This window comes from Enterococcus sp. R12 (assembly GCF_058135755.1).
On record NZ_CM176874.1, the window covers coordinates 2,481,165 to 2,487,500 of the forward strand.

The 6,336-nt window shown below is 41.7% G+C and carries 5 protein-coding genes (1 of these 5 cut by a window edge); 1 reads left to right on the forward strand and 4 read right to left on the reverse strand.

Annotated elements, in window-relative coordinates; all coding sequences use genetic code 11:
• Positions 1 to 4 precede the first annotated feature (4 nt).
• The 4 genes from ACTW1R_RS11455 to arcA form a co-directional block, all read right to left on the reverse strand.
• On the reverse strand, positions 5 to 478 hold the full coding sequence (locus ACTW1R_RS11455; RefSeq protein ID WP_005229236.1) for a V-type ATP synthase subunit K: 474 nt from the start codon (positions 476 to 478) through the stop codon (positions 5 to 7).
• On the reverse strand, positions 462 to 2,453 hold the full coding sequence (locus tag ACTW1R_RS11460) for a V-type ATP synthase subunit I (RefSeq protein WP_271813332.1): 1,992 nt from the start codon (positions 2,451 to 2,453) through the stop codon (positions 462 to 464). The genes ACTW1R_RS11455 and ACTW1R_RS11460 overlap by 17 nt, the downstream gene beginning before the upstream one ends.
• Positions 2,454 to 2,765 (reverse strand): hypothetical protein, encoded by a 312-nt coding sequence (locus ACTW1R_RS11465; RefSeq protein WP_015510092.1) that lies wholly within the window; start codon positions 2,763 to 2,765, stop codon positions 2,454 to 2,456.
• Positions 2,766 to 3,149: 384 nt separating this feature from the next.
• The gene (gene arcA / locus ACTW1R_RS11470) at positions 3,150 to 4,367 is read right to left on the reverse strand and encodes an arginine deiminase (RefSeq protein ID WP_271813333.1); all 1,218 of its coding nucleotides are present in this window, start codon (positions 4,365 to 4,367) and stop codon (positions 3,150 to 3,152) included.
• 432 nt (positions 4,368 to 4,799) lie between these two features.
• Between arcA and ACTW1R_RS11475 the strand changes: the two genes are divergently transcribed.
• On the forward strand, positions 4,800 to 6,336 hold the 5' portion of the coding sequence (locus ACTW1R_RS11475; protein WP_489927280.1) for a beta-galactosidase. It continues 461 nt past the right edge of the window; 1,537 of the gene's 1,998 nt are visible here — the first part of the coding sequence; the start codon lies at positions 4,800 to 4,802; its stop codon lies beyond the right edge, outside the window.

Sequence of the window (6,336 nt, forward strand, 5' to 3'; positions counted from 1 at the left end):
CCTCTTAATTCAAGACAAGCAAGAAGGAAATCACGAACCCTAAAATACAATACGTTTCCATCATCGCTACCAAGATAATTCCTTTGGTCACATGTTCTGGTTTTTTTGCTAAAATCTGCATCGCAGCACTTGCGGCACGTCCTTGCCATTTACCGGCGATAATTGCTGTTAACGCGATCGGTAATGAAGCGATAAACAAATACAACCCGCGATCGAATGAGATCGAACCACTGATCTGACCAAAAATCATAAAGGAGATTACAAAGCCGTATAGCCCCTGGGTACTAGAAAGCAATTCCAAAATCAACGCTTGCCCGAATTTCTCTGGCTGCTCTGAGATCAAGCCTGATGCTGCTTCACTGGTCATCCCAACACCGATCGTTGATCCGATACCACCACAAATCGTTGCGGTCGCTACACCTAAAGCTGCAAAAACAATTCCACCATTTTCGTAAAAGAAACTAATCCAATTTTCCATTATTATCCTCCTGTAACTTTTCTTCTGAGATGATCTCTACATAATTTTCATTTGATTTGAACGGGTCAAAGGCACGTCCGCCCCCCGTAAAGAATTTTCCAAAATACTCCAAATACTGCAAGCGAATACCATGAACATACGCACTAAGGTAACTTAAGAAAATATTCAGGCCATGTAGCGCCACAAATAATAAGATACCGACGGTAAACCGGGCTGCTGGCGGCAAGTAGCTAATGATCAAGTTGAAGGCTGAGGCGATACTTCCGCCGGCAACCCCTAACGCCATCAGACGGGTGTAACTGATCAAGTCACCAACATAATTGGTCACATCCATCAATCCGTACAATCCAGAACCGATTTTTCCTGCCAACGTTTTTCCTTCTAAACTGCCTCCGATTGCCACTGCTAAAAGACTGGCAGCGATCATTACGATCCCAATCGTTTGTAACGGGGTGTCAGGGAAAAGCAGCATTCCTGCGGCGACAAAAACGACACTGATCAAAAAGACGATCCACGAACCGGCTTGGAACATCGCAGCCAGTTTCTGGTCTTTTTTCTTCCATAAAATATAGAATTTCAGCGCCAAGCCAAACATGATCTGAATGTATCCAAAGATCACGGATAAGACTAAGATTTGATTGACATCATCCTGGGCAGACAACAGTTGGAATGAGAATTCAAATCCAAAGAAGTTGCCATAGATCAAGCCCCAAATAATCGTAGGGATCGAGCACAACTGAAAGAGGGTCAAATTTTGTTCCAGCCCTTTGCTGAGGTGGAACAGCTTTTTCCCCAGGAATGTCGCCAGAAACAAGAGCAACCCATAGCCAAAATCGGCAACCATCATCCCGAATGCCACCATGTAAAAAGGCGCCATAAATGGTGTCGGATCTAACTCGTCATATTGCGGCAAGCTGTACATCCGAACAAGTCCTTCAAAAGGTTTGATCCAACGTGCGTTTTCTAATAAAATCGGCACATCAGCCATCTCTTTTTCCGTCACTTCTTGGTATTCGAGGTAATAGTTATCCGTGGTCCCTTTTTTGATACGTTTTTCTAATTCGGCCGCCCCATCAACAGGAACCCAGCCAGAAATCGATACCGCATGAGTCGAACGCAAAAGCATTTTACTGCTTTTTAAGCGGGTGATCGCTCCATCTAAATACTCGGCAACGATCCGCAAAGTTTCTTGCTCTTTTGTCATCGCACCAAGAGAAGCTTTGATTTCTTTTTCTTCATCAATTAGACGTTGGGATTTTTCTTTCATCGTTTGCAGATCTTCTTCTGGAATCCCCTCATAAGGGTAGATGTATTGCTCGAAGGCTGCTTTCTTTAGAAGAGTAGTTACTTTTTCTTTTACATCTTTATGGAAAAGTACCAATAAGTAAGTTGTCGTTTGTGATTGATAAATGGTTTCGACATAGACAAGCGGCAGCTTTTCACTGTTGGTCGTAAAGTCAGCCATTTCAGAAGTAGGAATCGATCCTAACAAGCCACCTGATTTTTTTAATTCTTTTAAAACAGCTGGTCGTTCTTTGAAATACTTCCAGATCGACAGTTCTGCTTCTTGTGCTAATACATCGCGTTTTTCTTGATCAATCAAGCGAAGACGTTTGTCTTGTTTACGAAGGGTTTGGCATAATTCTTGCCAAGGATAGGTGTGGGCTGTTTCAGCCAATTCTTGAAGGGTATATTTTTTGATTGGTTGCCGCAGTTGTGCCAGCATTCCTTTTTTGGGTACATATTCTTCTAAAAAATTTAAGCTCCAGTTGACTTGACCAAACTGGTTCTCCATTTCTTCTTCAGACTGTTCCTCGCGAACCGGTGTCAAAACACCCGTCGTTTCTTCAGAATCATAATATTTTTCCGAAGAAAGCAGTTCTACGCCTTGAAAGTCTTGCAGCTGCTCTAAAACAGCTTCTTTCTGATCGTAAAAGGTCAACAGACTGAACTTTTGCATTTTTGCAATTGCCATTTATGTCACAACCTTATTTATTATTATTGCTAATGCTTCTTCTTTCAATTCATTAGGGATCGTTCGCAGTGTTTCCACTTCTGCTTGGGTCTTAGCCAAGAGTGGTTCCTTAGACTGTACCAACTCAGCTGCGATTTTTTGGTTGATTGCTTCTTTTTGTTGGGCTTCTTTTTCTGCCAACTCTTTTTTAAACGCCTTCAACCGTTCTTCTCTTGCTTGTGCCAATTGTTTTTTTTCTGCTTCTGCTTCTTTATTTTTATTTTCCGCAAATTGCTCTGCTTCTTGTAATAATCGAATGGCATCTACTGTCATTTTCTCACCTGCTTTCACTTTTTTTCCGCAAAAAAAACCACTACAAATCAAGCATATGGCATTCGCTGATCGTAGGGTGTCAAAAATCAATAAGTGGCAAATACCTTCACCTATTTCCGTTTTCTAATATAACCGTAACATAAATTTTGCGATAGAACAAGGTTCCTAGCGTTTTTTTATAGTCTTTACATATAAAAGTCACAAAAATTACACATTTTCACAAAAAGAAATCCTTTTCATTTTATTGGGGGTTAAATGATGACAAAAAAGAAAGATTAGAAACAAAATGATGTTTCAAATCTTTCTTTTAGTTTTTTCTCGTCTTTTTCTTAACTTAAATGCTTCTAAAGAAAAGACAAGCATTTAAAATAACAAAGCATCGACCTACTCACGTATAAACGGCATACTCATACAGCGGGGGCCCCCGCGTCCGCGAACCAATTCGCTGCCCGAGATTTCATTCAAAATGACTCCTGCCTCTTTTAACAGCCCATTGGTAATGGTGTTGCGGTCATAGACCACGACTTCTCCAGGTGCAATCGCCAAGGTATTAGACCCATCATTCCATTGCTCTCTAGCTGCCGCTGCTAAATCGTCGCCACCACAGCGGATCAAGTGGACTTCAGGCAAATCTAAATAACGGCAAAGAATGTTTTCCAACGTATCTTTTTCCTCATATACTCGCACACCGTCCTTGTGTTTAGTGATTGAATACAGCGAAAGTTCTCCCTCGATTTCTGGATGGATCGTGAACTTATCATGATCCACCATCGTGAAGACCGTATCTAAATGCATAAATTTTCGTTCTTCGCCGATATTAAATGCCAAGATATGTTCGAAACTCGGTTCTGTGGCAAAAATCGTTTCGGCAATTTTTTCAATTGAGGCAACTTCTGTTCGTTGAGAGATCCCGATCGCCACGATTTTATCAGATAAAATCAGCTGATCGCCGCCTTCCATCCGCGTCGTTTCGTCCCGATGATACAAAAAGTTCGTCTCATTGCGGGCAAACATCGGATGGTGCGTAAAAATTTGTTTTCCGTAGAGGGTTTCCCGTCTTCTCGTTGCAGAATACATTCGATTCAAGGAAACACTGTGACCAATCGTCGCAAACGGATCTCGCGTGAAATATAGGTTTGGCATTGGATCGATTAAGAAAGGATATTCTGTTTCAACGATTGCCGTTAAGTTACTGGCTTTTGAAATTTCTACCTCACTTTTTTTCAAGCCCGCCATCGTATGATCGATAAAGGCGCGATTGTCTTTAATCGACAGGAAAAAGTTGCGCACTTCGTTGCGAATCTCTTCATCAAGGATCGTTGTTTCATTTAAATAGTCTTCTAAAAAGGCCTCTTTGGCACCAGTTGTTGTCAATGTTTCAGCAGCTAGACCCTCCAAATAAAGGACTTCCACCCCTTTGCTTCTTAACGTATCCGCAAAAAAATCATGTTCTTTTTGCGCTTGGGTTAAAAAAGGAATATCATCAAACAACAATCGATCAAGATAATCCGGCATCAAGTTTTCTAATTCTGCGCCTGGACGATGCAGCAGCACCCGTTTTAAAGGGGCAATCTCAGAAAAAATCTGTATTGGCTGGTTCATGAACTTGTCTCTCCTTCTTGGCAATTTTGTTGAATAACTTATGTCATTCATTTTTTTGATTCCTCATCACATAATTATTCATTTCTCTGACTCATCGTGTTTTTTCTACTCGTGATTCAAAGTTTTTTTGGATCATATAGTTATAAACATGCATTTCAGCAAAAAGAAACCTCCGATAAAAAAACAACTTTCTAAGAATGTAAATTCTAGATACTTTAATTTACCGCCTTTTTCAATTGTATATTTTTGTTAAAAAAACAGCAAGGCAAAAGAACTGATGGACGATAGTCCTAGTTGCGAAACCAGATTGAATTATTTTTGTTTTTTTGGATCATTTCATGATTTTCAAATGATACCGCTATCAAACAGATAAATATTTGCTATGATTCAAGTATCTTGATGCTAAAGAAACGTCTATAAAGGAGCGATTTGATGAAAACGCAACGTCAACTTTACTATGGTGCCGACTACAATCCTGAACAATGGTCTAAAGAAGTCATTCTTGAAGATATGCGCTTAATGAAAGAAGCAGGTGTGAACTATGTAAGTATCAATATTTTTGGCTGGGTCAATCTGCAGCCAGATGAATCCACCTATGATTTTGATTTTCTGGACTGGTTGATGGATCTTTTATATGAAAACAATATCATGATCGACCTAGCCAACGGAACGGCTTCGCCTCCCGCTTGGCTTGTTCAAAAACATCCTGAGATGCTGCCTGTGACCATTCATGGCAATCGACTGTTTCATGGGGCGCGCCAGCACTACTGTCCGACTTCCCCTATCTATCGTCAATATGCCACCGATTTGTCGGAAGCAGTCGCAAACCGTTATGCCAATCATCCAGGGCTAGTCATGTGGCATATCAATAATGAATATACCTGTCACATCCACGAGTGTTATTGCGATCATTGTCGGAAAAGATTTCAGACATGGTTAGCAGAGAAATATCAGACCATCGCTGGATTGAATGATGCGTGGTCAACCAAGTTTTGGAGTCAATCCTATGGCAGCTGGGAGGAAATTTTTCTACCTGAAGCGATGCCGACCTTCAAAAATCCTGCGCAGCAGTTAGACTATCGCCGTTTTCTTTCCGACATGAATCTGGAGCTCTATCAACTCGAAAAGGCGGCGATCGCAAAATATTCACAAGGCATCCCTTACATGACCAATCTTATGGGCTTGCACAAATACGTGGATGGGTTTAAATGGGCACCCGAAATGGATGTAGTCAGCTGGAATTCGTACCCGAATCCCTTTGAAAAGATCCCTTACCCGCAATTTCTTGCTAACGATCTAACTCGTAGTTTAAAGAAAAAACCTTTTTTGATCATGGAACAAGCCACCAGCGCCGTTAATTGGCGGCAAATCAATGGTGCCAAGACACCCAACCAGCTGCGTCTTTGGAGTTATGAAGCGCTCGCTCATGGCGCTGATGGCATCATGTTCTTCCAATGGCGGCAGTCTCGTGGCGGTGCGGAAAAATTTCATAGTGCGATGGTGCCTCATGGAGATCCTCATTCAAGCCGTATCTTTCGTGAATGTGCGCAATTAGGCAACGAATTTTCGCAACTGTCGGATATCGTTGGGACGCGCTTCTTGGCTGATGTCGCGGTTGTCTTTGACTGGGAAAATTGGTGGGCGCTGGAATTGGATGCCAAACCAAGCACCTTAAAGTACATTCATCAGTTACGCAGCCTGTATGCCGCGCTAAGGGCGTTAAATCTGAGCGTAGACTTTGTCCATCCTTCCGAATCCCTAGACGGCTATCCTTTAGTGATTGCCCCAAATCTCTATTCAGCACCAGAAGCCTTCGGTAAGAAAATCAATGATTACGTGCGACAAGGTGGCATCTTCTTGACGAATTTCTTTAGTGGGATCGTCAATGAATATGACCAAGTCTATCTTGGGGGCTATCCAGGACTGTTTAGGGACACCTTAGGGATCATTGTAGAAGAGTTTTACCCAA